Source organism: Lysobacter enzymogenes (assembly GCF_017355525.1).
Taxonomy (GTDB): Bacteria; Pseudomonadota; Gammaproteobacteria; order Xanthomonadales; family Xanthomonadaceae; genus Lysobacter; species Lysobacter enzymogenes_C.
On the sequence record NZ_CP067395.1, the window covers coordinates 1,375,981 to 1,397,161 of the forward strand.

General features: G+C 69.0%; 21 protein-coding genes. 6 read left to right on the forward strand and 15 right to left on the reverse strand.

Annotation, left to right across the window (positions count from 1 at the left end):
* Positions 1–70: 70 nt before the first annotated feature.
* From JHW38_RS05550 to ndk, 4 genes are all read right to left on the reverse strand, one after another.
* Positions 71–895 (reverse strand): helix-turn-helix domain-containing protein, encoded by an 825-nt coding sequence (locus JHW38_RS05550; RefSeq protein ID WP_207525002.1) that lies wholly within the window; start codon positions 893–895, stop codon positions 71–73.
* Positions 895–1,746, reverse strand: coding sequence for a type IV pilus biogenesis/stability protein PilW (pilW, locus tag JHW38_RS05555; protein ID WP_207525003.1), 852 nt, complete (start codon positions 1,744–1,746; stop codon positions 895–897). Before pilW ends, JHW38_RS05550 begins: the two co-directional genes overlap by 1 nt.
* Entirely contained in the window at positions 1,736–2,956 is a 1,221-nt protein-coding gene (gene rlmN / locus JHW38_RS05560) for a 23S rRNA (adenine(2503)-C(2))-methyltransferase RlmN (RefSeq protein WP_207526271.1), read from the reverse strand. The genes pilW and rlmN overlap by 11 nt, the downstream gene beginning before the upstream one ends.
* 128 nt (positions 2,957–3,084) lie before the next feature.
* On the reverse strand, positions 3,085–3,510 hold the full coding sequence (gene ndk / locus JHW38_RS05565; RefSeq protein WP_091793433.1) for a nucleoside-diphosphate kinase: 426 nt from the start codon (positions 3,508–3,510) through the stop codon (positions 3,085–3,087).
* A 308-nt stretch (positions 3,511–3,818) separates the two neighbouring features.
* On the opposite strand from ndk, the gene JHW38_RS05570 reads away from it, so the two are divergent.
* The 3 genes from JHW38_RS05570 to JHW38_RS05580 all read left to right on the forward strand — a co-directional run bounded on the left by JHW38_RS05570 (position 3,819) and on the right by JHW38_RS05580 (position 8,285).
* Positions 3,819–4,439 (forward strand): TetR/AcrR family transcriptional regulator, encoded by a 621-nt coding sequence (locus JHW38_RS05570; protein WP_207525004.1) that lies wholly within the window; start codon positions 3,819–3,821, stop codon positions 4,437–4,439.
* A gap of 167 nt (positions 4,440–4,606) precedes the next feature.
* Positions 4,607–6,982 (forward strand): 3-hydroxyacyl-CoA dehydrogenase/enoyl-CoA hydratase family protein, encoded by a 2,376-nt coding sequence (locus JHW38_RS05575; RefSeq protein WP_207525005.1) that lies wholly within the window; start codon positions 4,607–4,609, stop codon positions 6,980–6,982.
* Between the two features lie 100 nt (positions 6,983–7,082).
* A complete protein-coding gene (locus JHW38_RS05580) occupies positions 7,083–8,285 on the forward strand; it encodes an acetyl-CoA C-acyltransferase (protein ID WP_207525006.1) in 1,203 nt (400 codons plus the stop codon).
* 360 nt (positions 8,286–8,645) lie between these two features.
* On the opposite strand, the gene JHW38_RS05585 is transcribed toward JHW38_RS05580, so the two are convergent.
* From JHW38_RS05585 to JHW38_RS05595, 3 genes are all read right to left on the reverse strand, one after another.
* The gene (locus tag JHW38_RS05585; RefSeq protein WP_207525007.1) at positions 8,646–8,960 is read right to left on the reverse strand and encodes a hypothetical protein; all 315 of its coding nucleotides are present in this window, start codon (positions 8,958–8,960) and stop codon (positions 8,646–8,648) included.
* 275 nt (positions 8,961–9,235) lie between these two features.
* Complete coding sequence (locus JHW38_RS05590) at positions 9,236–9,601, reverse strand: tRNA-binding protein (protein WP_207525008.1); 366 nt, start codon at positions 9,599–9,601, stop codon at positions 9,236–9,238.
* Positions 9,598–10,893 carry an NAD(P)/FAD-dependent oxidoreductase gene (locus JHW38_RS05595; protein ID WP_207525009.1) on the reverse strand — a complete coding sequence of 432 codons (1,296 nt, stop codon included), beginning with the start codon at positions 10,891–10,893 and terminating at the stop codon, positions 9,598–9,600. The genes JHW38_RS05590 and JHW38_RS05595 overlap by 4 nt, the downstream gene beginning before the upstream one ends.
* An 83-nt stretch (positions 10,894–10,976) precedes the next feature.
* Between JHW38_RS05595 and JHW38_RS05600 the strand changes: the two genes are divergently transcribed.
* Positions 10,977–11,414, forward strand: a complete 438-nt coding sequence (locus JHW38_RS05600; RefSeq protein ID WP_207525010.1) for a hypothetical protein — start codon at positions 10,977–10,979, stop codon at positions 11,412–11,414.
* A gap of 196 nt (positions 11,415–11,610) precedes the next feature.
* On the opposite strand, the gene galU is transcribed toward JHW38_RS05600, so the two are convergent.
* The 8 genes from galU to cmk all read right to left on the reverse strand — a co-directional run bounded on the left by galU (position 11,611) and on the right by cmk (position 20,343).
* Entirely contained in the window at positions 11,611–12,513 is a 903-nt protein-coding gene (galU, locus tag JHW38_RS05605) for a UTP--glucose-1-phosphate uridylyltransferase GalU (RefSeq protein ID WP_207525011.1), read from the reverse strand.
* Entirely contained in the window at positions 12,513–14,423 is a 1,911-nt protein-coding gene (locus JHW38_RS05610) for a polysaccharide biosynthesis protein (protein WP_207525012.1), read from the reverse strand. Before JHW38_RS05610 ends, galU begins: the two co-directional genes overlap by 1 nt.
* Positions 14,424–14,497: 74 nt before the next feature.
* Positions 14,498–15,466: a lipopolysaccharide biosynthesis protein gene (locus JHW38_RS05615; RefSeq protein WP_207525013.1), complete on the reverse strand. Its 969-nt coding sequence runs from the start codon at positions 15,464–15,466 to the stop codon at positions 14,498–14,500.
* A gap of 3 nt (positions 15,467–15,469) precedes the next feature.
* Positions 15,470–16,648, reverse strand: a complete 1,179-nt coding sequence (gene lapB / locus JHW38_RS05620) for a lipopolysaccharide assembly protein LapB (RefSeq protein WP_207525014.1) — start codon at positions 16,646–16,648, stop codon at positions 15,470–15,472.
* Positions 16,649–16,652: 4 nt separating this feature from the next.
* Positions 16,653–16,931, reverse strand: coding sequence for a LapA family protein (locus JHW38_RS05625; RefSeq protein WP_207525015.1), 279 nt, complete (start codon positions 16,929–16,931; stop codon positions 16,653–16,655).
* Between the two features lie 173 nt (positions 16,932–17,104).
* The gene (locus tag JHW38_RS05630; protein ID WP_057947915.1) at positions 17,105–17,407 is read right to left on the reverse strand and encodes an integration host factor subunit beta; all 303 of its coding nucleotides are present in this window, start codon (positions 17,405–17,407) and stop codon (positions 17,105–17,107) included.
* 350 nt (positions 17,408–17,757) lie between these two features.
* Positions 17,758–19,446 (reverse strand): 30S ribosomal protein S1, encoded by a 1,689-nt coding sequence (gene rpsA, locus JHW38_RS05635; RefSeq protein ID WP_207525016.1) that lies wholly within the window; start codon positions 19,444–19,446, stop codon positions 17,758–17,760.
* 204 nt (positions 19,447–19,650) lie between these two features.
* Complete coding sequence (gene cmk / locus JHW38_RS05640) at positions 19,651–20,343, reverse strand: (d)CMP kinase (RefSeq protein ID WP_207525017.1); 693 nt, start codon at positions 20,341–20,343, stop codon at positions 19,651–19,653.
* A gap of 193 nt (positions 20,344–20,536) precedes the next feature.
* On the opposite strand from cmk, the gene ykgO reads away from it, so the two are divergent.
* The gene (ykgO, locus tag JHW38_RS05645; RefSeq protein ID WP_010342887.1) at positions 20,537–20,662 is read left to right on the forward strand and encodes a type B 50S ribosomal protein L36; all 126 of its coding nucleotides are present in this window, start codon (positions 20,537–20,539) and stop codon (positions 20,660–20,662) included.
* Between the two features lie 189 nt (positions 20,663–20,851).
* Complete coding sequence (locus JHW38_RS05650; RefSeq protein WP_207525018.1) at positions 20,852–21,181, forward strand: hypothetical protein; 330 nt, start codon at positions 20,852–20,854, stop codon at positions 21,179–21,181.

A 21,181-nucleotide genomic window follows, 5' to 3' on the forward strand; every position in this document is an offset into this window, starting at 1 on the left:
CCGAGCCTGGACCTGCAACTCATGAACTGGAAACGCTATGTCCGGGTGGTTCGCGGACCCGCGGCGCGGGTCATTCCGAGACCGGCGCGAGGGAACCGTCAGAGGATAGCGTAAAGCGCGCCACGTTCGCGCGGCTGAACGGCGTCAGATCGACCGGTTGGCCGGCGTTTAGGACTTCCACCGCGGAGGTGTTGCCGAGCCGCACGTTGGCGACTTCGCCCGGGGCGTAGCTGCGTTCCTGGCCGGCGCCGAGAATGCCTTCCTCGAACTTGCGGCCGTCGTTGCCGACGATCTGCACCCAACTGTCGCCGCTGAACTTGAACGTCAGCGACTTGGCGGCCGATGCCGGCGCCGGCGCGGCCTGCGGCAGGCTCGGACCGATCGAAGCGATGACCGGCGTGCGCTGCGGCGGTTCGGCCGCGGGACGCGCGGCCTGGGCGGCGTCGCCGGCCGGCAGCGCGGCCATGTCCAGCGACTGCACGGTGGAATTGCCGGCCGGGTGGCGGGTGGCGATCCAGATCGGCACCGCGATCGCCGCGGTCATGACGATATAGACGGCGCGGCGTGTGGTCTGTTCGAACACCCGGCGGTAGCGCGGGGTGTGGGTATGGCTGATCAGCTCCGACGGCGCGGTCGAGGCGATCGGGCTGGCGACCAGCTGATCTTCCAGGTCGACGCCGAGCAGGCGGGCGTAGCTGCGCAACTGGCCGCGCACGAACACCGGCGCGCCGATACGGGCGAAGTCGTCGCTTTCCAGCGACTGGATCGCGCGCGCCGGCATTTTCAGCTTCGCGGCCACGTCCTCGACCGACAGCCCCGCGGCTTCGCGGGCCTGTTTCAGACGCGCGCCGCAGCTTCCGCCGACCTCAGGCGCGAATTCGTTCGACTGCATCATCACTTACCGCCATCCCCCGATTCGGAGCCCTGCGCGTCAGGGAACTCCGCCCTCATTCGCTGAACGTATCTCGCGGCGGCAGCCCTGTCGCCGAGTTTTTCTTCGATTTGTGACGCAGTCATCAGCGCTTCAGCTGAAATAGGCTCAACGGCCAGACGGCGTTCAGAAAAGGCGCGCGCCTCGAAGGCCTTGCCGATGCGCAGCTGACGCTTGGCCATCGCGCCCAGCGCGGTGGCGTTGACCGGGTCGAACGCCAGCGCCTGGCGCAGGTCGCGCTCGGCGCGTTCGCCCTGCCCGGCGCGGTCGGCGCAGGCGCCGCTGTTGGACAGCAGCACGGCCTGGTCGGTGTAGTCGGGATCGAGCCGGGCGTTGTCGAAATAGCCCAGGGCCTGGGCCGGCTGCCCGTTCGCGCACAGCCAGACCGCGTAGTTGTTGAGCACCGCGCCGCGCAGGGGCGCCAGTTCGGCGGCCTTGCGGTAGTAGCCGCCGGCCTCGGCGGTCTTGCCGTCGCGTTCGGCCATCACCGCCATCACGCTGTAGGCCTCGACCGACTTGGCGTCGAGCTTGAGCGCCTGGCGCAGTTCCTCGCGCGCCTTGGCGTCCTCGCCGGCCTGCAGGTAGCGCTGCGCGGCCAGGACCCGGGCGTTGGCCGCGGCCGCGCCGCTGGGCGCCTGCCGGCTTTTCTTCAGTTCGTAGCTCGGGCCGGTCTCGTCGTAGCCCTTGCGTTCCAGGTTCGGCTTGATGAAGGTCAGGCGGTTGCAGGCGGCGGCGCCGACCAGCACCAGCGCGGACAACATCAGGCCGCGCAACAGGCGGCCGCGCAACGCGCCCGGCGACCGGTCAAGCGGCATCGCCGATCTCCCCGCCGCGGCCGTGCCCGCCGTCGTCGAGCCCCTGCGCCTGCAGGCTCTTGCGGAACTCGGCCTGGCGGCGGGTGCGGTCCATGACCTGCCCCTTGAGCTGGCCGCAGGCGGCGTCGATGTCGTCGCCGCGGGTGCGCCGCACCGGCGCGATCATCCCGGCCTCGTTGAGCTGCTTCTGGAAGGCGCGGATGGCCGCGTCGTCGGGGCGCGCGAAACGGGTGCCGGGGAACGGGTTGAACGGAATCAGGTTGACCTTGGCCGCGTCCTTCATCTGCACCGCGTTGTCGAACTGGCGCAGCAGCCGCACCAGCTGCCGCGCGTGCTGCGGCTGGTCGTTGACGCCCTTCATCAGGGTGTATTCGAAGGTCACCGAGGTGCCGCGCTTGCGCAGCGCGTAGCGCACGCAGGCTTCCATCAGCACCGCGATCGGATATTTCTTGTTCAGCGGCACCAGCTCGCTGCGCAACTCGTCGTTGGGCGCGTGCAGCGACACCGCCAGCGACACGTCGGACACTTCGCCGAGCTTGTCGATCATCGGCACCATGCCGGCGGTCGACAGGGTCACGCGCTTGTTGGCCAGGCCGTAGCCGAGGTCGTCGCGCATGATGCTCATCGCTCGCACGACGTTGTCGAAGTTCGCCAGCGGCTCGCCCATGCCCATCATCACCACGTTGGTGAGGCGGCGCTGCTGGTGCGGGACGTTGCCGAGGTGGCGCGCCGCGACCCACACTTGGCCGATGATCTCGGCGGTGGACAGGTTGCGGTTGAAGCCCTGGGTCGCGGTCGAGCAGAACTGGCAGTTCAGCGCGCAGCCGACCTGCGAGGACACGCAGAGGGTGCCGCGGCCCTTGTCGGGAATGTAGACCGCCTCGATCGCGTTCTTCGGGTCCATGCCGAGCAGCCACTTGTGGGTGCCGTCGGCGGAGGGCTTGTCGAACACGACCATCGGCGCGCGCACTTGCGCGTTGGCTTCGAGCTTGGCGCGCAGCGCCTTGCCCAGGTCGGTCATGTCGGCGAAATCGGTGACGTAGCGGTGGTGGATCCACTTCATCACCTGGTGCGCGCGGTAGCGCTTCTCGCCCAGGGTCTGTTCGAAGAAATCCTCGAGCTGGACGCGGTCGAGGTCGAACAGGTTGGTCTTGCCGTTGTCGGGCACGGCGGCGGGTTTCGCCGCCGCCGTAACCGGCGCGGCGCCGATCGGATCGGCGCCGGCCGCAGCGGAGACGTCCGCGCGCGCGGCGGTTTCCGTCTGCGGCTGCGCAGCGGAAGCGGCGTTTGCGTTGTCGCGGATATCGTTCACTGCGGTCTCGTGTGTGTCGCTGGGGCTTAGCGCGCGTAGACGTCGGTGGCCGGGAAGAAGTACGCGATTTCGATCGCGGCGTTCTCCAGGCTGTCCGAACCGTGCACGGCGTTGGCGTCGATGCTGTCGGCGAAGTCGGCGCGGATGGTGCCCGGCGCGGCGTCCTTCGGGTTGGTGGCGCCCATCAGGTCGCGGTGCTTGAGCACGGCGTTGTCGCCCTGCAGCGCCTGGATCATCACCGGGCCGCTGATCATGAACTCGACCAGGGCGGCGAAGAACGGACGCTCGCGGTGGACGGCGTAGAAACCTTCCGCTTCCTGCTTCGACAGGTGCTTCATCTTGGCGGCGACGACCTTGAGGCCGGCCTTTTCGAAGCGGGTGTAGATCTCGCCGACCACGTTCTTGGCGACGGCGTCGGGCTTGATGATGGACAGGGTGCGCTCCAGCGCCATGGAATCTCTCCGGGTAGGCGGGCCGCTTGCGGTCGGCCCTGAGAATAACAGAAAACCCGCGACGGGACGCGGGTTTAGCCGATATGGCTGCGGTAATTCTACATGCAAGCGCGGCGATTCGGGAGTGGGGACGACGTGCGAACGGACGGCGTCCCGCCCTCCCCGGCTTTGCCGTTCGCCGCCGTCGGCGGCCCGACATACGCCACCGGATTGACCCGGAGGCCGCGCCCGGACTAGCATCAAACAAGCGTTTGATTCATGCCTGCCTTCCTGCCAGCCCAGGCCGCGTCCCGGAGTCGCCCGCCCGCATGTCCAGCACCGCCCATTTTTCGACCAAGGACCGCATTCTCGGCGCCGCCGAGGAGCTGTTCGCCCAGTTCGGCTTCACCGGCACCTCGCTGCGCCAGGTCACCAGCCGCGCCGATGTCAACATCGCCGCGGTCAACTACCACTTCGGCAGCAAGGAAAACCTGGTCAACGAGGTGTTCCGCCGGCGCATGGACGAGATGACCGCCCAGCGCATGAGCGCGCTCAAGACCGCCCTGGCCGAGCGCCCCGGCGAGCTGGAGCCGATCCTGGCCGCGTTCGTCGAACCCGCCCTGGCCCTGGCCCAGGACCGCAACGGCGGCGGCGCCTTCGTCCGGGTCATCGCCCGCGCCTACGCCGAGAAGAACGACAGCCTGCGCAAGTTCCTGTCCGACCATTACGGCCACGTCCTGCGCGAATTCGCCAAGGCCATCGCCATCGCCGTGCCGGGCCTGAGCAAGGAGGAGCTGTACTGGCGCCTGGACTTCCTGGCCGGCTCGCTGACCTATGCGATGGCCGACTTCGGCCTGATCAAGCGTCCCGCGGGTGTCACCGAACAGGCGCACCGTGAACGCGCCGCGCGCGAACTGATCCGATTCGCCGCCGCCGGCTTCAAGAGCTGAGCGGCGCGGGCGCCGGCCCCGGCGGGGTCGGCGCCGCCGGGACGCCTCGCGCCCGGTCCCGAACCTCCCGCCGCCGAACTCCCCCGCCACGCAAGTTTTCCGCTTCCGCCGGGCCGCTCGCCAAGCGCGTCCCACGAAGCGCTCTTCACTCCAAGGAGTTGTAGACGATGTCCAACCAATTGCTAGTCCGTCGCGCCGCGGTCCTCGGGGCCGGCGTCATGGGCGCCCAGATCGCCGCGCACCTGACCAACGCCGGCGTCGACACGGTCCTGTTCGACCTGGCCGCCAAAGACGGCGACCCCAACGGCATCGTCAACAAGGCCATCGCCAACCTGGCCAAGCTGAGCCCGGCGCCGCTGGCGAGCAAGGCCCTGGCCGAGCGCCTGACCGCGGCCAACTACGACACCGGCCTGGAACAGCTGCGCGGCTGCGACCTGGTGATCGAAGCGATCGCCGAACGCATGGACTGGAAGCAGGACCTGTACAAGAAGATCGCCGACTACGTGCCCGAGCACGCGGTGCTGGCTTCCAACACCTCCGGCCTGGGCATCAACAAGCTCGCCGAGGTGCTGCCGGAGCAGTTGCGCCACCGCTTCCTCGGCGTGCACTTCTTCAACCCGCCGCGTTACATGCACCTGGCCGAGCTGATCCCGGCCAAGACCACCGACGCGGCGGTGCTGGAGGGTCTGGAGACCTTCCTGACCACCACCCTCGGTAAGGGCGTGGTGATCGCCAAGGACACCCCGAACTTCATCGGCAACCGCATCGGCGTGTTCTCGATGCTGGCCGCGATGCACCACACCGAGCAGTTCGGCCTCGGCTTCGACGCGGTCGACGCGCTGACCGGCCCGGCGATCGGCCGGCCGAAGTCGGCGACCTACCGCACCGCCGACGTGGTCGGCCTGGACACGATGGCGCACGTCATCAAGACCATGGCCGACACCCTGCCCGAAGACCCCTGGCACCAATACTTCAAGGCGCCGAAGTGGCTCAGCGCGCTGGTCGAGAAGGGCGCGCTCGGGCAGAAGGCCGGCGCCGGCTTCTACACCAAGAAGGGCAAGGACATCCTGGTCCTCGACCTGAAGGCGCAGGACTACCGCGTCTCCGCCGGCGAGCTCGACGCCGACGTGGCGGCGATGCTGAAGGAAAAGGACCCGGCCAAGAAGTTCGCCGCGCTGCGCGCCAGCAGCCATCCGCAGGCGCAGTTCCTGTGGGCGGCGTTCCGCGACACCTTCCACTACAGCGCCTACCACCTGGAATCCATCGCCGACACCGCGCGCGACGTCGACTTCGCCATGCGCTGGGGCTACGGCTGGTCGCTGGGCCCGTTCGAAACCTGGCAGGCCGCCGGCTGGAAGCAGGTCGCCGACTGGATCGCCGAGGACATCGTCGCCGGCAAGGCGATGGCCAGCGCGCCGCTGCCGAACTGGGTGTTCGACGGGCGCGAGGGCGTGCACGACGGCAAGGGCAGCTACAGCCCGGGCCGCGGCGCGCAGGTGCCGCGCTCGTCGAATCCGGTGTACGCGCGCCAGCGCTTCCCCGACGCCCTGCTCGGCGAGAAGTTTTCGCAGGGCCAGACCGTGTTCGAGAACGACGGCATCCGCCTGTGGGCCGATGAAGGCGACGACATCGCGGTCATCAGCTTCAAGACCAAGATGCACACGGTCAACGACCACGTGCTCAACGGGATCCAGGAAGCCATCGGCATCGCCGAGAAGAAGTTCAAGGGCGTGGTGATCTGGCAGCCGAAGGAGCCGTTCTCGGCCGGCGCCGACCTGTCCGGCGCGCTCGGCCTGCTGCAGGCCGGCGACATCAAGGGCTTCGAGGCGATGGTCGCCAACTTCCAGGCCACCAGCCAGCGCATCAAGTACTCGCTGGTGCCGGTGGTCGCGGCGGTGCGCGGGCTCGCGCTCGGCGGCGGCTGCGAATTCCAGATGCATTCGGCGCGCGCGGTGTTCGCGCTGGAAAGCTACGTCGGCCTGGTCGAGGCCGGCGTCGGTCTGCTGCCGGCCGGCGGCGGGCTCAAGGAACTGGCGGTGCGCGCGTCCGACGCGGCCGGCCCCGGCGGCGACGTGTTCGCGCATCTGAAGACCGCGTTCGAAAGCGTGGCGATGGGCAAGGTCGCGACCTCGGCGTTCGAAGTGCGCGAACTCAAGCTCGCTCGCAACGACGACGTGGTGGTGTTCAACGCGTTCGAGCTGCTGCACGCGGCCAAGGCGCAGGCGCGCGGCCTGGCCGAGGCCGGCTACCGCCCGCCGCTGCCGGCGCGGCGCATCCAGGTCGCCGGCGACGTCGGCATCGCCACCTTCAAGATGCTGCTGGTGAACATGCTCGAAGGCCGCTTCATCTCCCCGCACGATTACGAGATCGCCACCCGCATCGCCACCGTGATCTGCGGCGGCGAAGTCGACCGCGGCGCGCTGGTCGACGAGGAATGGCTGCTCAAGCTCGAGCGCGAGCATTTCGTCGCCCTGGCGCAGATGCCCAAGACCCAGGAACGCATCGCGCACATGCTCAAGACCGGCAAGCCGCTGCGGAATTGAGATTGGGGATTGGAGATTCGGGATTCGCCAAAAGCGAACACGAATCTCCGCCCTTTCATCCCGAATCCCTAATCCCGAATCCCGCTTTCGGAGTAAACACATGAAACAGATCCAAGACGCCTACATCGTCGCCGCCACCCGCACCCCGGTCGGCAAGGCTCCGCGCGGCGTGTTCCGCAACACCCGTCCCGACGACATGCTCGCCCACGTGCTCAAGGCCGTGGTCGCGCAGGCTCCGGGCATCGACCTGGGCCGCATCGACGACGCGATCATTGGCTGCGCCATGCCCGAGGGCGAGCAAGGCATGAACGTGGCGCGCATCGGCGTGCTGCTGGCCGGCCTGCCCGACACCGTCGCCGCGCAGACCATCAACCGCTTCTGCTCGTCCGGCCTGCAGGCCGTGGCGCTGGCGGCCAACGAAATCCGTCTCGGCAACGCCGACCTGATCCTGGCCGGCGGCACCGAGTCGATGTCGATGGTGCCGATGATGGGCAACAAGGTCGCGCTGTCGCCGTCGGTGTTCAAGGACGACCACGTCGCCATCGCCTACGGCATGGGCATCACCGCCGAGAAGGTCGCCGAGGAATGGAAGGTCTCGCGCGAGGAGCAGGATGCGTTCGCCGCGGCGTCGCACCAAAAGGCGCTGGCCGCGCAGGCCGCCGGCGAGTTCCGCGCCGAGATCACCCCGTACGACGTGATCTCGCACGTGCCGGACCTGTCGTCCAACGCGATCAAGCTGCGCCAGCTCAAGGTCGAGAACGACGAAGGCCCGCGCGCCGACACCTCGGCCGAGGGCCTGGCCAAGCTCAAGCCGGTGTTCCGCAACGGCCAGTTCGGCGGCACCGTCACCGCCGGCAACAGCTCGCAGATGAGCGACGGCGCCGGCGCGGTGCTGCTGGCCTCGGCGCAGGCGATCAAGGACTACGGCCTGACTCCGCTGGCGCGCTTCGTCAGCTTCTCGGTCGCCGGCGTGCGACCCGAAGTGATGGGCATCGGCCCGATCGCCGCGATTCCGAAGGCGCTCAAGCAGGCCGGCCTGACCAAGGACCAGCTGGACTGGATCGAACTCAACGAAGCCTTCGCCGCGCAGGCGCTGGCGGTGATCCGCGACAGCGGACTCGACCCGTCCAAGGTCAACCCGCTCGGCGGCGCGATCGCGCTGGGCCACCCGCTCGGCGCCACCGGCGCGATCCGCACCGCGACGATCGTGCACGGCCTGCAGCGCCGCAAGCAGAAGTACGGCATGGTGACGATGTGCATCGGCACCGGCATGGGCGCGGCGGGGATTTTCGAAGCGCTGTAAGCGCCAGCGGCTTCGGACACGAAAAACCCCGGGATTTCCCGGGGTTTTTTGTTGCCTCGATGGCTACCTGTAGGAGCGGCGCGAGCCGCGACCGCGCCAACGCAACGACGACGAAAACCGCGGCACAGCGAAAGAGCCGCCGCCGCTGAGAAAAACGAAAGCGCAGGAAACCTTCGTCGTGATTGCGTCGGCGCGGTCGCAGCTCGCGCCGCTCCTACAGGAGCAAGCAAAGAAAAACCCCGGCGTCGTGCTAGGCCGCGCACCGGGGCCGCGCGACGCCACCCACAAGACAGGCGCGCGCGAACGACGAAACGGGAACGGCGCGGCCGCCGGTTCACGGCGGCCGCGCGGCGACGCGGGTTACTTCGGGCAGGCGGTGAACTTGCCCTTGGCGTCGCGGCAGTGCTTGCTGTCGGCCTTCTTGGTGGCGCAGGCGATGAACTTGCCCTTGGCGTCGCGGCAACGTTCGGTCGCGGCCTTGGCCGGAGCGGTCTTGGCCGGAGCCGCGGCGGCGGCCGGCGCCGGGGTCGCGGCCGGCTTGGCGGCAGGCATCGTGGCCGCGGGCTTGGCCGCCGGGGTCGGTTGCGCGGCGGGCGCCGGCTGCGGCGCGGCGAACGCGCCCAGGCTCAGCGACAGCAGGACGGAAGCGAGCGAAACGGCGAGCGTGCGGCGCATGGCGAGTCTCCCTGAAAGACGACCCGAATGTGGATCGCAGGGCGATGCTAGCGCCGCTGTGTGCGGCGGGATGTGTTTGGGGGATTAAATTTACTTAATGAAGCGGCGTCGTTTGTGCGGTTTCGCGGTCGCGGCTCGCGCCGCTCCTACAGGGGTGGCCGTGGCCACGCCCCCGACTGTAGGAGCGGCGCGAGCCGCGACCGCGAAACCGCAACCACGTCGCAATTACGCCCACCCGCGCGGCCGCAGGCCTGACGCCCCGAGAACCACCGGCCTCAAGCCAACCGCGTCCCGTTCGGCACCGGCCGCTCCACCGCGGTGATCACCACGCCCTCGTCGGTGTGAAACCCGGTCAGCAGAAACTCCGACACGAACGGCCCGATCTGCTTCGGCGGAAAATTCACCACCCCGACGATCTGCCGGCCGACCAGATCTTCGGCCGCGTACAAATGCCGGATCTGCGCGCTGGTCTTGCGCACCCCGTACGGCCCGAAGTCGACCCACAGCTTCCACGCCGGCTTGCGCGCCTGCGGGAACTCCTCGACCTGGGTCACGGTGCCGGCGCAGATCACCACCTTCTCGAAATCGCCCCAACTGATCGGCTCGTGCGCCGGTGCGGCGGCGTGTTCGTTCTCGCTCATCGATCGCGTCTCTCGCTGTTGTCCTTGAACCAATCCTTGAACTGCGCCCAGGCGTAGCTGACTTGCGCCGCCGCCAGCCCGGCCGGCTTGAACGCGGAGACCAGGCCGTAGCCGGACAGCTCGCGCCAGCCTTCGTCGCCTTCGGCGATGGCCTTGGCCAGCAACTCGCCGGCGAAGGTCGTCGGCGCGACGCCGTGGCCGCCGAAGGCCTGGGCCAGCCACAGCCCGTCATCGACCCGGCCGATCTGCGGCATCTGATGGCGCGCATAACTCATCAGCCCCGACCAGGCGTAGTCGATGCGCGCGCCGGCCAGTTGTGGGAACACCCGCAGCAGATCGCGGTACAGCACCCGCTGCACCTGCCGCGGCGAGCGGTCGCGCACCGAGATGCGCCCGCCCCACAGCAGCCGGCCGTCGTTGAGCGGGCGATAGTAGTCGAAGGCGAAACGGCTGTCGTAGACCGCGGCGCGGGTTTGCAGCGCGTGTTCGAGCCGCTCGCCGAGCGGCTGCGTGACCATCACGTAAGTCGCGATCGGCATCACCGCGGCGTCGACTTCGCGCCGCAATCCGGCCAAGTAGCCGCCGCAGGCCAGCACCACCTGTTCGGCGCGCACCTCGCCGCGCGCGCTGCGCACGCGCCAGCCCGCGCCGTCGCGCTCCAGCGCCAGCGCCGGCGAGCCCTCGTGCACGCGCACGCCGAGCGCCTGCGCCTGCGCGGCGAGGCCCTGCGCGTATTTGAGCGGATGGAAGTGGAAGGCCTGCGGTTCGAACAAGGCGTCGTGGTAGCGCGCGCTGCGCACGCGCTCGCGCAGGCGCTCGCGCGGCCACCATTGCCAGTCCACGCCGAAGTGCTCGGCCAGCAGACGTTGCCGCGAACGCAGCACCTCAGGGTCGCGGAACCAGTTGGCCCAGATGATCCCGGCCTCGGTGGCGTCGCAGTCGATGCCGTAGCGGCGGATGCGCGCGCGGATCAGTTCGACCGCGTCGAGCGTGCCGCGATACAGCGCCTTGGCCCGCGCCGGCCCGAGCTCGCGCAACAGCGCGTCCTCGCCGCGCGAGAAGCCGCCGAACACGAACCCGCCGTTGCGCCCGGACGCGCCGTAGCCGATCCGTTCGGCCTCCAGCAGCACGACGTCGCCGACACCGCGCTCGGCCAGGCCGAGCGCGGCGTTGAGCCCGGCGAAGCCGCCGCCGATCACGCACACCCGCGCCCGCACCGGTTCCTCCAGCGCCGGCCAATGGCGGTCGGCAGCGAGGCTGGCGCGGTAGTAATGATCGGCGAGTGTGGACATGGACGGTCGACGGCGCTTTGATGGCGGCGGACGGGCGGCCTGCGGACAGCGGTGCGCCGTCGCCCGAACGGAAGGGGAATGCGATGCAGCCGATGGAAATCCACCGCGCCGACCTAGCCTACCGCAGACGCAGCCTGCGGCTGCTGCTGGCGATCGCCGTCGGCTGCGCGTTCGCGCTGTGGCAGTTGCACGGCTGGCTGCAAACCGTGCAGACCTACATCGCCGGCGCCGATGCGGCGCAAGCGCGGCGCTGGCTGCGCTACGCGCTGGCCGGACTGGCGCTGGCGCCGGTGGCGCCGCTGTGGCTGTGGGGCCGCGGCCTGCGCCGGCTCGGCGCCGCCGCATCCGCGCAACGGCGCTTCCCGCCGCGCGACTGGAAAACCTGGCGCGACGTGCGCGTGCTGCGCGATGCCGCCGCCGCGGCGTGGGCGGCGCGCAGCGAGCGCCTGGGCCGCGTCGCCCAGTACGCCGCGCTGGCTTGCGTGGCGGCGGCGCTGGCGGTGTGCTGGCGGCTGGCCTGAGCGCCCTGCCCCTTCGCTCAGCGCTGACGCGCGCTCAGCACCGGACTCCTGGCCCTCTCGCTGTCGTCGCTTCGCTCTTGCCGCTCCGCCCTCGCCCGCTCGCGCACGACCTCACGCGCGCATCGACGCGGGCGCGAAACGAAAAAAGCCGCCGATCCTCGCGGACGGCGGCTTTGGTCGGTGCGCAGCGACCGACTCAGGCCAGGTCTTCGACGCCGAGCTCGTTGAGCGCGTTCTGCATCATCTGCCGCGCCGAGTCGCTGAGCTTCTCGTGGTCGAGCGCGTAGCGGATGGTCGCCTCGATCAGGCCGATATGGGTGCCGCAGTCGAAGCGCGTGCCCTGGAAGCGATAGGCGTTGACCGCCTCCTGCTGCAACAAGGTCGCGATCGCGTCGGTCAGCTGGATCTCGCCGCCGGCGCCCGGCGTGGTGCTTTCCAGCAGCTCGAAGATGCGCGGATTGAGCACGTAGCGGCCGACCACGGCCAGATTGCTCGGCGCGACCTCGGGCTTGGGCTTCTCGACGATCGCGGTGATGCGGCCTTGGCGCGCGTCGAAGTTCGAGGTCGCGACGATGCCGTAGCTGCCGGTCTGCTCGCGCGGCACGTCCTGCACGGCGATGGTGCTGGCGCCGCTGGCCTCGGACGCGTCGGCCATCTGCTTGAGCGCGCCGGCGCCGCCGCGGTTCCAGATCAAATCGTCCGGCAGCAGCACGGCGAACGGCTCGTTGCCGATCACGTCCTTGGCGCACAGCACCGCATGGCCCAGGCCCAGCGCTTCGGCCTGGGTCACGAACACCGCGCGCACGCCGCGCGGCAGCACGTTGCGGATCAGTTCCAACTGCTCGGTCTTGCCCGAGCGTTCGAGCTTGTGCTCGAGCTCGTAGGCCTTGTCGAAATAATCGGCGACCGCGTGCTTGTAGCGGTTGGTGATGAACACCAGGGTGTCGCAACCGGCCTCGACGGCCTCGTCGACCGCGTACTGGATCAGCGGCCGATCCACGATCGGCAGCATTTCCTTGGGGACGGTCTTGGTCGCGGGGAGGAACCGGGTGCCGAGGCCGGCGACGGGGAATACGGCCTTGCGGATGCGTGCAGCCATCAAATCTTCCTGGCGTTACGGGCGGGAAAGGCCACCACGGTAGCCGATTCCTTGTAATCCGGGTGTTCGCCGACCGGATGGAACTCCGGAACCGCGACGCGCAGCAAGGCGCCCAGGGCCTCGCGGTCGTAGCGGATCGAGGCCTCGCGCAGCTGCACCAGCGAGTGCTCCAGCGCGCTCATCGAGACCTCGCGCGGCTCGGCCTGCAGGATCTTGGGATGCACCGTCGGGCGGTAGCGCTCGTCGGCATGGAACAGGGTCTCGTGCAGCTTCTCGCCCGGGCGCAGGCCGGTGTAGACGATCGCCACGTCGCGCCCCGGCTGCTTGCCGGCCAGGCGGATCATCTGCTCGGCCAGCAGCCGGATCGGCACCGGCTCGCCCATGTCGAGGGTGTAGATCGCCTCGTGGGTGCCGATCGCCGAGGCCTGCAGGATCAGCTGGCAGGCTTCCGGGATGGTCATGAAGAAGCGGGTCACTTCCGGGTCGGTCACGGTGACCGGGCCGCCGGCGCGGATCTGTTCGCGGAACAGCGGCACCACGCTGCCGGCCGAGTCGAGCACGTTGCCGAAGCGCACGGTGACGAAGCGGGTCTTGCGCTGGTCGGCCAGGGCCTGGCAGGTCATCTCGGCCAGGCGCTTGGTCGCGCCGAGCACGTTGACCGGGTCGACCGCCTTGTCGGTGGAGATCAGCACGAAGGTGCCGACCCCGGCCGCGCGGCAGGCGCGGGCCACGGTTTCGGTCGCCAGCACGTTGTTGCGCACCGCTTCGCGCAGCTGCGCTTCCAGCAGCGGCACCTGCTTGTAGGCGGCGGCGTGGAAGGCGGCGTCGGGTTCGGACAGCTTCAGCGCGTACTCGATGACCGCGCGGTCGCCGCAGTCGCCGAGGATCGGAATGAATTCGACGTCGGGGAAATCGCGGCGCAGCGCGGTCTCGCTGGTGACCAGGGCGAGCTCGTCGATTTCGATCAGGGCGATGCGGCTGGCGCCGTGGCGCGCGCACTGGCGCACCAGTTCCGAGCCGATCGAGCCGCCGGCGCCGGTGACCAGCACCGAGCGTCCGCCGAGCCAGCCGCGGATCGCCTTCCAGTCCGGCAACACCGGCTTGCGGCCGAGCAGGTCCTCGATCGCGACTTCCTTGAGTTCGCCCGGCAGCGAGCGGCCTTCGAGCACGTCCTGCAGGCGCGGGACCATGCGGAACGGCAGGCCGGTGCGCTCGCAGGCGATGACGATGCGCTGCATCGCGTTGGCGTCGGCCGACGGCATCGCGATGACCAGCAGCTTGGCCGCGGTCTCGCGGGCGATGTCGGCGACGTCGTCGACCTTGCCGAGCACCGGCACGCCCTGGACCTTGCTGCCGCGCAGGCGCGCGGCGTCGTCGAGGAAACCGATCGGGTGGTAGGTGCCGAAGCGGCGCAGATCGCGCACCAGCGCTTCGCCGGCGCGGCCGGCGCCGAGGATCAGGATCCTCACCGACACCGCATTGGCGCTGTCGATGCGGCTGTCCTTCCACGCCCGGTACAGCAGCCGCGGCGCGCCAAGCATACCCATCAGCACCAGCGGATACAGCACCAGCACGGTGCGCGGCACCTGATCGACGCGGTTGTAGAGGAACAGCCCGAGCACGATCGCGAACAGGCCGAGCATGCAGGCTTTGAAGATGTTCCAAAGATCGGGCACGCCGGCGAAACGCCACAGCCCGCGGTACAGGCCGACCTGCCAGAACACCAGGCCCTGCGCGGCGAGCACCAGGGCGATCTCGGTCGACCACAGCGGCAGCGGCGGCGGCTGCGCGATCACGCCGAAGCGCAGCTTGTGCAGCGCCTGCCAGACCAGCCAGACCATCGCGAGATCGTGCGCGACCACGGCCAACCGCGGCAGGCCGCTCTTGAGTCGATCGCGCAATGAGCTCATTCCTGCCTCGCCTGTGAATCTTTGAGTTCGGTCGGTACGTTCGCCGATCGCAGATCCCGGGTACGCCAGGGTACTTAGGACGCGGGCCGCTCGGTCCGCTGGATCAGCCACCACAAAAAAGCGGCGGATATATACCACCCGCCTCCCATACACAGCATGAAACCGATCCGGACTTCGGTCACAAGGTGCAGCGAGACTAAAGACAGCGATGTGAAAATCGCATATGCGAGCGTGACCCGGACATGGCCCGCGCGGCGCGCCCAGACCTGGTACGCGTGCTGGGTGTGCGGGGTCCACCAGCGCTCGCCGCGGCGCACCCGGCGCAGCAGGGTGAAGCTGGAATCGACCATGAATGCGGCCAGCGGGATCAGCAGCAGCGGCGCGTGCCAGACGTCCAGGCCGGTCGCGGCCAGGGCGCCGATGCCGGCCACGGCGTAGCCGATCGCGCCGCTGCCGACGTCGCCCATGAAGATCTTCGCGCGCGGGAAGTTGAACGGCAGGAACCCGGCGCAGGCCGCCGCCAGCGCCAGCGCCAGCCAACTCCAGACCGCGCCGCCGAACCAGGCCAGGGCCAACGCCACCAGCGCCGCCTGCGAGGCGGCCAGGCCGTTGATGCCGTCCATGAAGTTCCACACGTTGGTCAGCCCGACCGCGAACACGAACGCGGCCAGCCCCAACCACGGGTCGCCGCGCAGCAGCCAGATCGCCGCGCCGAGCAGCGCCGCGGCCAGCGCGTGCACGGCCAGGCGCAGCCACGGCGACAGCGGGCGGTGGTCGTCGACCCAGCCGATCGCCGCGATCAGGGTCAGCCCCAGCCCGAACGCCAGCGCCAGCGCGGCGTAGGCGGGAAACTTCAGCCCCAGCGAGGCGGTCGCCACCAGCAGCGCGATCACGATGGCGATGCCGCCGCCGCGCGGGGTCGCCACGCTATGGCTGCGGCGCTCGCCGGGCTGGTCGATCAGGCGGCTGCGCAGCGCATACAGCCGCGCCAGCCAGGTACCGGCCGCGGCCAGCGCGGCGTGCATGCCGATCCAGGCCCACATCGCTCAGACCACCGCGTAATTGAGCAACGGCTTGACCGTGCCCCACTCCTTGCAGCTCGGGCATTGCCAGTGGTGGCTGCGCGCGCCGAAGCCGCAGCGGTTGCAGCGGTAGCTCGGATTGCGCACCAGCAACTGGTCGGTGATGTGCTTGAGGTCGTGCAGGGTCGCCTGCGGGTCGGCGCCTTCGGCCAGGGTCAGGTCGATCAGCGCGGCTTCGCCGCGCACCGACGGGCGGTCCTTGAGCTGGCGCGCGAGATACGCGCGCGCCGCCGGCACGCCGTCCTCGGCTTCGACCATGCGGGTCAGCGCCAGCACCGGGGCGATGCCGCGGTAGTGCTCGCACATCTCGGCCAGGAACGCGCGCGCGCCGGTCGGGTCGCCGTTGCGTTCGTAGCAGCTCAGCAGCGCCGGCAGCACTTCCGGCAGGTAATCCGGATCGGCGCGGGCGACCCGCTCGAACGCGCGGATCGCGGCGGTGTCGTTGCCGGCTTCGACTTCGATCCGGCCTTCCAGCATGCCGGCGCGGACCGAATTGGCGTCGGCCTCGTAGGCGCGCTTGACCGCCTCGCGCGCGGCCTGCGCGTCGCCGGCGGCGCGGTGGCGGTCGGCCAGCTCGCATTCGAACTGGGCGATCAGCTTGCCCATCGGCTCGCCGGTGGCGTCTTCGTAGCGCTGCGCGTTCTCGATCGCCTTGCCCCAGTCGCGCTCGGCCTGATAGATGCCGATCAGATGGCGCAACGCCAGCGGCGCGCGCATGTCCAGCGCGACCAGATCGCTGAACACGGTCTCGGCGCGGTCGAGCAGGCCCGAACGCATGTAGTCCTCGCCGAGCGCCAGCAGCGCCTGGACCTTCTGCTGGTCGCTCAGGCCCGGCCGCTGCACCAGCGCCTGGTGCAGGCGGATCGCGCGGTCGACTTCGCCGCGGCGGCGGAACAGATGGCCGAGCGCGACCTGGGTCTCGAAGGTGTCCTTGTCGAGCTCGGCGATGTGCAGGAACAGCTCGATGGCCTTGTCCGGCTGCTCGTTGAGCAGGTAGTTGAGGCCGCGGAAATAGGTGGTCGACAGGTGGCTGACCTGGTTGTCGCTATGCCGCTCGCCGCCGCGGCGGCCGATCACCCAGCCGCTCAGCGCCGCGATCGGCAGCAACAGGAAGAACCAGAACCACTGACTGATGAATTCCATGCGCTCAATTCTCGGCGGCGGTGACGGCCGGCAATTGCGCGCCGGCGGAGGAGCGCTCTGCGCGCGCGAGGCGCCGGCGCAGCGGCAGCACCACACTGGCGCTGATCGCCAGCCCGCCGATCAGCGCGCCGGCCAGCAGCGACACGATCAGGACGATGCCGAGCGAGGTCGCCGGCACGAAGCCGAAGCCCAGGTCGATGCTGACGCTCTGGCGGTTGAGCGCGCCGAGGACCGCGCCGGCGGCCAGGCACAGCACAGCGATGAGTACGCGGATCAGGCGCATGAGGACTCCCGGTGTTCGTGTACGCGCGATGCGTGCGGCAGGCTAAAGAGTAGCCGACGCGAAGCGATGCCGCGTAGAGGGCGGCGCAGCGGCGCGCGCGATGGCGCGGTCGCCCGTGGGCTGCGGGGCGCAGCGTGGGCCGGCGCGGACCGCGCCGGCGGCCGCGGACGGCCTCAGCCTTCTTCGTCGAGCGGGGTCACGCCGCTGACGCGCTCGCGCAATTCCTTGCCGGGCTTGAAGTGCGGCACGTGCTTGCCGGGCAGCGCGACCGATTCGCCGGTCTTCGGGTTGCGGCCCAGGCGCGGCGGACGGTAGTGCAGCGAGAAGCTGCCGAAGCCGCGGATCTCGATCCGCTCGCCGGCCGACAGCGCGCCGCCCATCATTTCCAACAAGGCTTTCACCGCCAGATCCACGTCGTCGCCCTTTAGGTGGGCCTGACGCTGCGAAAGGATCTCGATGAGCTCGGACTTGGTCATGCGCTGTATTGCCTGGCCTTATGAAAAGGTCTTCGTTGAAGATGCGGCCTCGCGCCGCGCGCGATCCCCTGCCGCCTGCCCTGGCGCGTTCCGGCCGTGCCGGCCCGCCGGGCCCGGTGCCCCGTCCCGATCGCGGGACGCGGCATCGAAAATTCTGATGGAACCGGTGTTGCGGGAACATGTGCCGCTGGAGCAGGTGTCGCTGGAGCAGGTGTCGCTGGAGCAGGTGCCGCTAAAGCGGATGCCGCAAAAGCAGCTGCTGCCATCGTCCGACGGCGCCGACAAGCGGCGCCGCGGAGGATGGCCGCCGTCCCGGCGGACCGGGACGGCGGCGGTACAGCGTGACGCGATTACTCGGACTTGCCGCTCAGGCGCTCGCGCAGCAGCGCGCCCAGGCTGGTCGTGCCGCTGGCAGCGTCGCCGGCCTGACGGTTGTAGTCCGCCATCGCCTCGTGCTGGTCGGCTTCGTCCTTGGCCTTGATCGACAGCTGCATGCTGCGGCCCTTGCGGTCGGTGCCGATGATCTTGGCCTCGACTTCCTGACCGACCTTGAGGTACGTGGAAGCGTCTTCGACGCGTTCCTTGGCGATGTCGCGCGCGGCGACGTAGCCTTCGATACCGTCGGCGAGTTCGATCACCGCGCCCTTGGCGTCGACTTCCTTCACCACGCCCTTGACGATCGAGCCCTTGGCGTTGGAAGCGACGTACTGACCCATCGGGTCCTGCTCCAGCTGCTTGACGCCCAGGCTGATGCGCTCGCGCTCCGGATCCACGGCCAGGACGACGGCTTCCAGCGTGTCGCCCTTCTTGTAGTTGCGGACCACGTCTTCGCCGGTGGTGTTCCAGCTGATGTCGGACAGGTGGACCAGACCGTCGATGCCGCCGTCCAGGCCGATGAAGATGCCGAAGTCGGTGATCGACTTGATCTGGCCTTCGACCTTGTCGCCCTTCTTGTGGATGGCCGCGAAGGTCTCCCACGGGTTCGAGGTGACCTGCTTCATGCCCAGCGAGATGCGGCGACGCTCTTCATCGACGTCGAGCACCATGACCTGAACCTCGTCGCCGACCTGCACGATCTTGGACGGGTTGACGTTCTTGTTGGTCCAGTCCATTTCCGAAACGTGGACCAGGCCTTCGACGCCCGGCTCGATCTCGACGAACGCGCCGTAATCGGTGACGTTGCTGACCTTGCCGAACACGCGGGTGTTGGCCGGGTAGCGGCGCGCGATGTTGTCCCACGGATCCTCGCCCAGCTGCTTGAGGCCGAGGCTGACGCGGTTGCGCTCGCGGTCGTACTTGAGCACGCGGACGTCGAGCTCCTGGCCGACTTCGACCACTTCGCTCGGGTGACGCACGCGCTTCCACGCCATGTCGGTGATGTGCAGCAGGCCGTCGATGCCGCCGAGGTCGACGAACGCGCCGTAGTCGGTGAGGTTCTTGACCACGCCCTTGAGGATCGCGCCTTCCTGCAGCTTCTCCATCAGCTGTTCGCGCTCGACGCTGTACTCGCTCTCGACCACCGCACGGCGGGAGACGACGATGTTGTTGCGCTTGCGGTCCAGCTTGATGAGCTTGAACTCCAGCTCCTTGCCTTCCAGGTACGCCGAGTCGCGCACCGGACGCACGTCGACCAGCGAACCGGGCAGGAAGCCGCGGACGTCCTTGATGTCGACGGTGAAGCCGCCCTTCACCTTGCCGCTGATGCGGCCGGTGATGGTCTCGTTCTTTTCCAGAGCCTGTTCGAGCTCGTCCCACACCATCGCGCGCTTGGCCTTCTCGCGCGACAGCACGGTTTCGCCGAAGCCGTTCTCGATCGAGTCGAGGGCGACCTTGACTTCGTCGCCTTCGGCGACGTCGATCTCGCCGGCGTCGTTACGGAACTGTTCGATCGGCACGATGCCTTCGGACTTCAGGCCGGCGTTGATCACCACCACGTCGCCGCGGACTTCCACGACGACGCCGGTGACGATGGCGCCCGGCTTCAGCTTGGCCAGGTATTGCTGGCTCTGTTCGAACAGTTCGGCAAATGATTCGGTCATTGGATTTGATTACTCGGTTGAACACACGGATCGCACCGTTTGACATCGTTGCCGTCGTGGCAACGCAAGCAGAACGTGGTCGACCCACCCGTTATGTGATGCGATGCAGCCGCATCATGTGTTGTGGTTGATCCGGCGCGGAATTGCGCCGGGGCTTTCGGTACAAACTGCTTCCGCTGCGAAGGTTTCGTCGCGCCGCGCCGTTCAGCGCGCAGGCAGCAAAGCCAGCACCTGTTCGACTACCGTGTCGATTCCAAGACCGGTGGTGTCGATGCGGACGGCGTCATCGGCCGGGCGCAAAGGAGCCACCGCGCGCTGGGCGTCACGGGCGTCGCGGGCGAGAATCTCCCGCAGCAGACCGTCTAAAGTAACCGAAACCCCCTTGTCCTTCAACTGCTTATAGCGCCTTTCGGCGCGTTCCTCGGCGCTGGCGGTCAGGAACACCTTATAAGCGGCGTCCGGGAAGATCACCGTGCCCATATCACGGCCGTCTGCGACCAGCCCCGGGGCCTGCCTGAATACGCGTTGGCGCTCCTTGAGCGCGGCCCGGACCTCGGGGATGGCGGCGATGGCCGAGGCGGCCGCGCCAGCGGTCTCGGTGCGCAGCTCGTCGGTGGCGTCGACGTCGTTGACCAGCACCCGCAGCTCGCCGGAGGCGTCGTCGCGGAAGCCGATCCGGGTGTCGAAGGCGCAGCGGACCAGGGCGGCCGGGTCGGCCAGGTCCAGGTCGGCCCAGCCGGCGGCGACGCCGACCGCGCGGTACAGCGCGCCGGAGTCCAGGTAATGCCAGCCCAGGCGCTGGGCGATCAGGCGGCTGATGGTGCCCTTGCCGGAGCCGGAGGGCCCGTCGATGGTCAGGACAGGGATGGAACGGGTGTCGGAAGATGCGCTATTCATGCGCCGCATTATGCCGCCGCGGCGGCCGGACCGGTCCCCGTCCGCCGCCCTCGCCGGGCGCGCAAATGCCGCGGCCGCCGGCCGCGCCCGCAGCCGAAGACGCAACCACTTGATCGGCCGAAGTTTTATCCGCTAGAATTGCGGGCTAGATTTTCTCAACCCATCCCATCCACTCAACCAGCCGAGATCTGTCATGAAGGTCCTGTCCTCTCTGAAGTCGGCGAAGGCCCGCCACCGCGACTGCAAAGTCGTGCGCCGCCGCGGCAAGGTCTTCGTGATCTGCAAGTCGAACCCGCGTTTCAAGGCGCGTCAGCGCTGAAACCGGCCGGCGGATTCAAGTCCGCCGCAGGTTCAAGTCGAAAGCCGCCGCAAGGCGGCTTTCTTCGTTCCAATCCCCCTCCACCGGCCCGCAAGGCCGGCCTGTTCGCCAAACCGTGACGGCCGCACCCTGCCGCTGCGCGTCACCTTGTGCCTAGAATCCCGCGTCCTTTGCCCAGGTGAATTCGCCATGAAGCTGCGCGTTGCCGTTGCACCCCTGCTCGCCCTGCTGGCCCTGTCCGGCGCGGCTTCGGCCGATACCCTGCTGATCCAGCGCGTGCAGGAAGAAGGCAAGGCGGCCCTGCCGGCGCGCGGCCAGAGCATGGACCAGGTCAAGTCGCGCTACGGCGAGCCGGCCCAGCGCCTGGATTCGCGCGGCGGCCAGAAGAAGGCGTGGCCGCAGATCAACCGCTGGGTGTATCCGGCCTTCACCGTGTACTTCGAGAAGAGCCGGGTCATCGACGTGGTGGCGAACAAGGCCGGTGCCGGCGAAATCGGGCCGAAACCGCCTATCCTTTGA

Bases quoted from the DNA above. Each gene is read 5' to 3' on its own strand.
- JHW38_RS05550 (WP_207525002.1), bottom strand. From the start codon at position 895: ATGATGCAGTCGAACGAATTCGCGCCTGAGGTCGGCGGAAGCTGCGGC.
- pilW (WP_207525003.1), bottom strand. From the start codon at position 1,746: ATGCCGCTTGACCGGTCGCCGGGCGCGTTGCGCGGCCGCCTGTTGCGC.
- ndk (WP_091793433.1), bottom strand. From the start codon at position 3,510: ATGGCGCTGGAGCGCACCCTGTCCATCATCAAGCCCGACGCCGTCGCC.
- JHW38_RS05570 (WP_207525004.1), top strand. From the start codon at position 3,819: ATGTCCAGCACCGCCCATTTTTCGACCAAGGACCGCATTCTCGGCGCC.
- JHW38_RS05575 (WP_207525005.1), top strand. From the start codon at position 4,607: ATGTCCAACCAATTGCTAGTCCGTCGCGCCGCGGTCCTCGGGGCCGGC.
- JHW38_RS05580 (WP_207525006.1), top strand. From the start codon at position 7,083: ATGAAACAGATCCAAGACGCCTACATCGTCGCCGCCACCCGCACCCCG.
- JHW38_RS05585 (WP_207525007.1), bottom strand. From the start codon at position 8,960: ATGCGCCGCACGCTCGCCGTTTCGCTCGCTTCCGTCCTGCTGTCGCTG.
- JHW38_RS05590 (WP_207525008.1), bottom strand. From the start codon at position 9,601: ATGAGCGAGAACGAACACGCCGCCGCACCGGCGCACGAGCCGATCAGT.
- JHW38_RS05595 (WP_207525009.1), bottom strand. From the start codon at position 10,893: ATGTCCACACTCGCCGATCATTACTACCGCGCCAGCCTCGCTGCCGAC.
- JHW38_RS05600 (WP_207525010.1), top strand. From the start codon at position 10,977: ATGCAGCCGATGGAAATCCACCGCGCCGACCTAGCCTACCGCAGACGC.
- galU (WP_207525011.1), bottom strand. From the start codon at position 12,513: ATGGCTGCACGCATCCGCAAGGCCGTATTCCCCGTCGCCGGCCTCGGC.
- JHW38_RS05610 (WP_207525012.1), bottom strand. From the start codon at position 14,423: ATGAGCTCATTGCGCGATCGACTCAAGAGCGGCCTGCCGCGGTTGGCC.
- JHW38_RS05615 (WP_207525013.1), bottom strand. From the start codon at position 15,466: ATGTGGGCCTGGATCGGCATGCACGCCGCGCTGGCCGCGGCCGGTACC.
- lapB (WP_207525014.1), bottom strand. From the start codon at position 16,648: ATGGAATTCATCAGTCAGTGGTTCTGGTTCTTCCTGTTGCTGCCGATC.
- JHW38_RS05625 (WP_207525015.1), bottom strand. From the start codon at position 16,931: ATGCGCCTGATCCGCGTACTCATCGCTGTGCTGTGCCTGGCCGCCGGC.
- JHW38_RS05630 (WP_057947915.1), bottom strand. From the start codon at position 17,407: ATGACCAAGTCCGAGCTCATCGAGATCCTTTCGCAGCGTCAGGCCCAC.
- rpsA (WP_207525016.1), bottom strand. From the start codon at position 19,446: ATGACCGAATCATTTGCCGAACTGTTCGAACAGAGCCAGCAATACCTG.
- cmk (WP_207525017.1), bottom strand. From the start codon at position 20,343: ATGAATAGCGCATCTTCCGACACCCGTTCCATCCCTGTCCTGACCATC.
- ykgO (WP_010342887.1), top strand. From the start codon at position 20,537: ATGAAGGTCCTGTCCTCTCTGAAGTCGGCGAAGGCCCGCCACCGCGAC.
- JHW38_RS05650 (WP_207525018.1), top strand. From the start codon at position 20,852: ATGAAGCTGCGCGTTGCCGTTGCACCCCTGCTCGCCCTGCTGGCCCTG.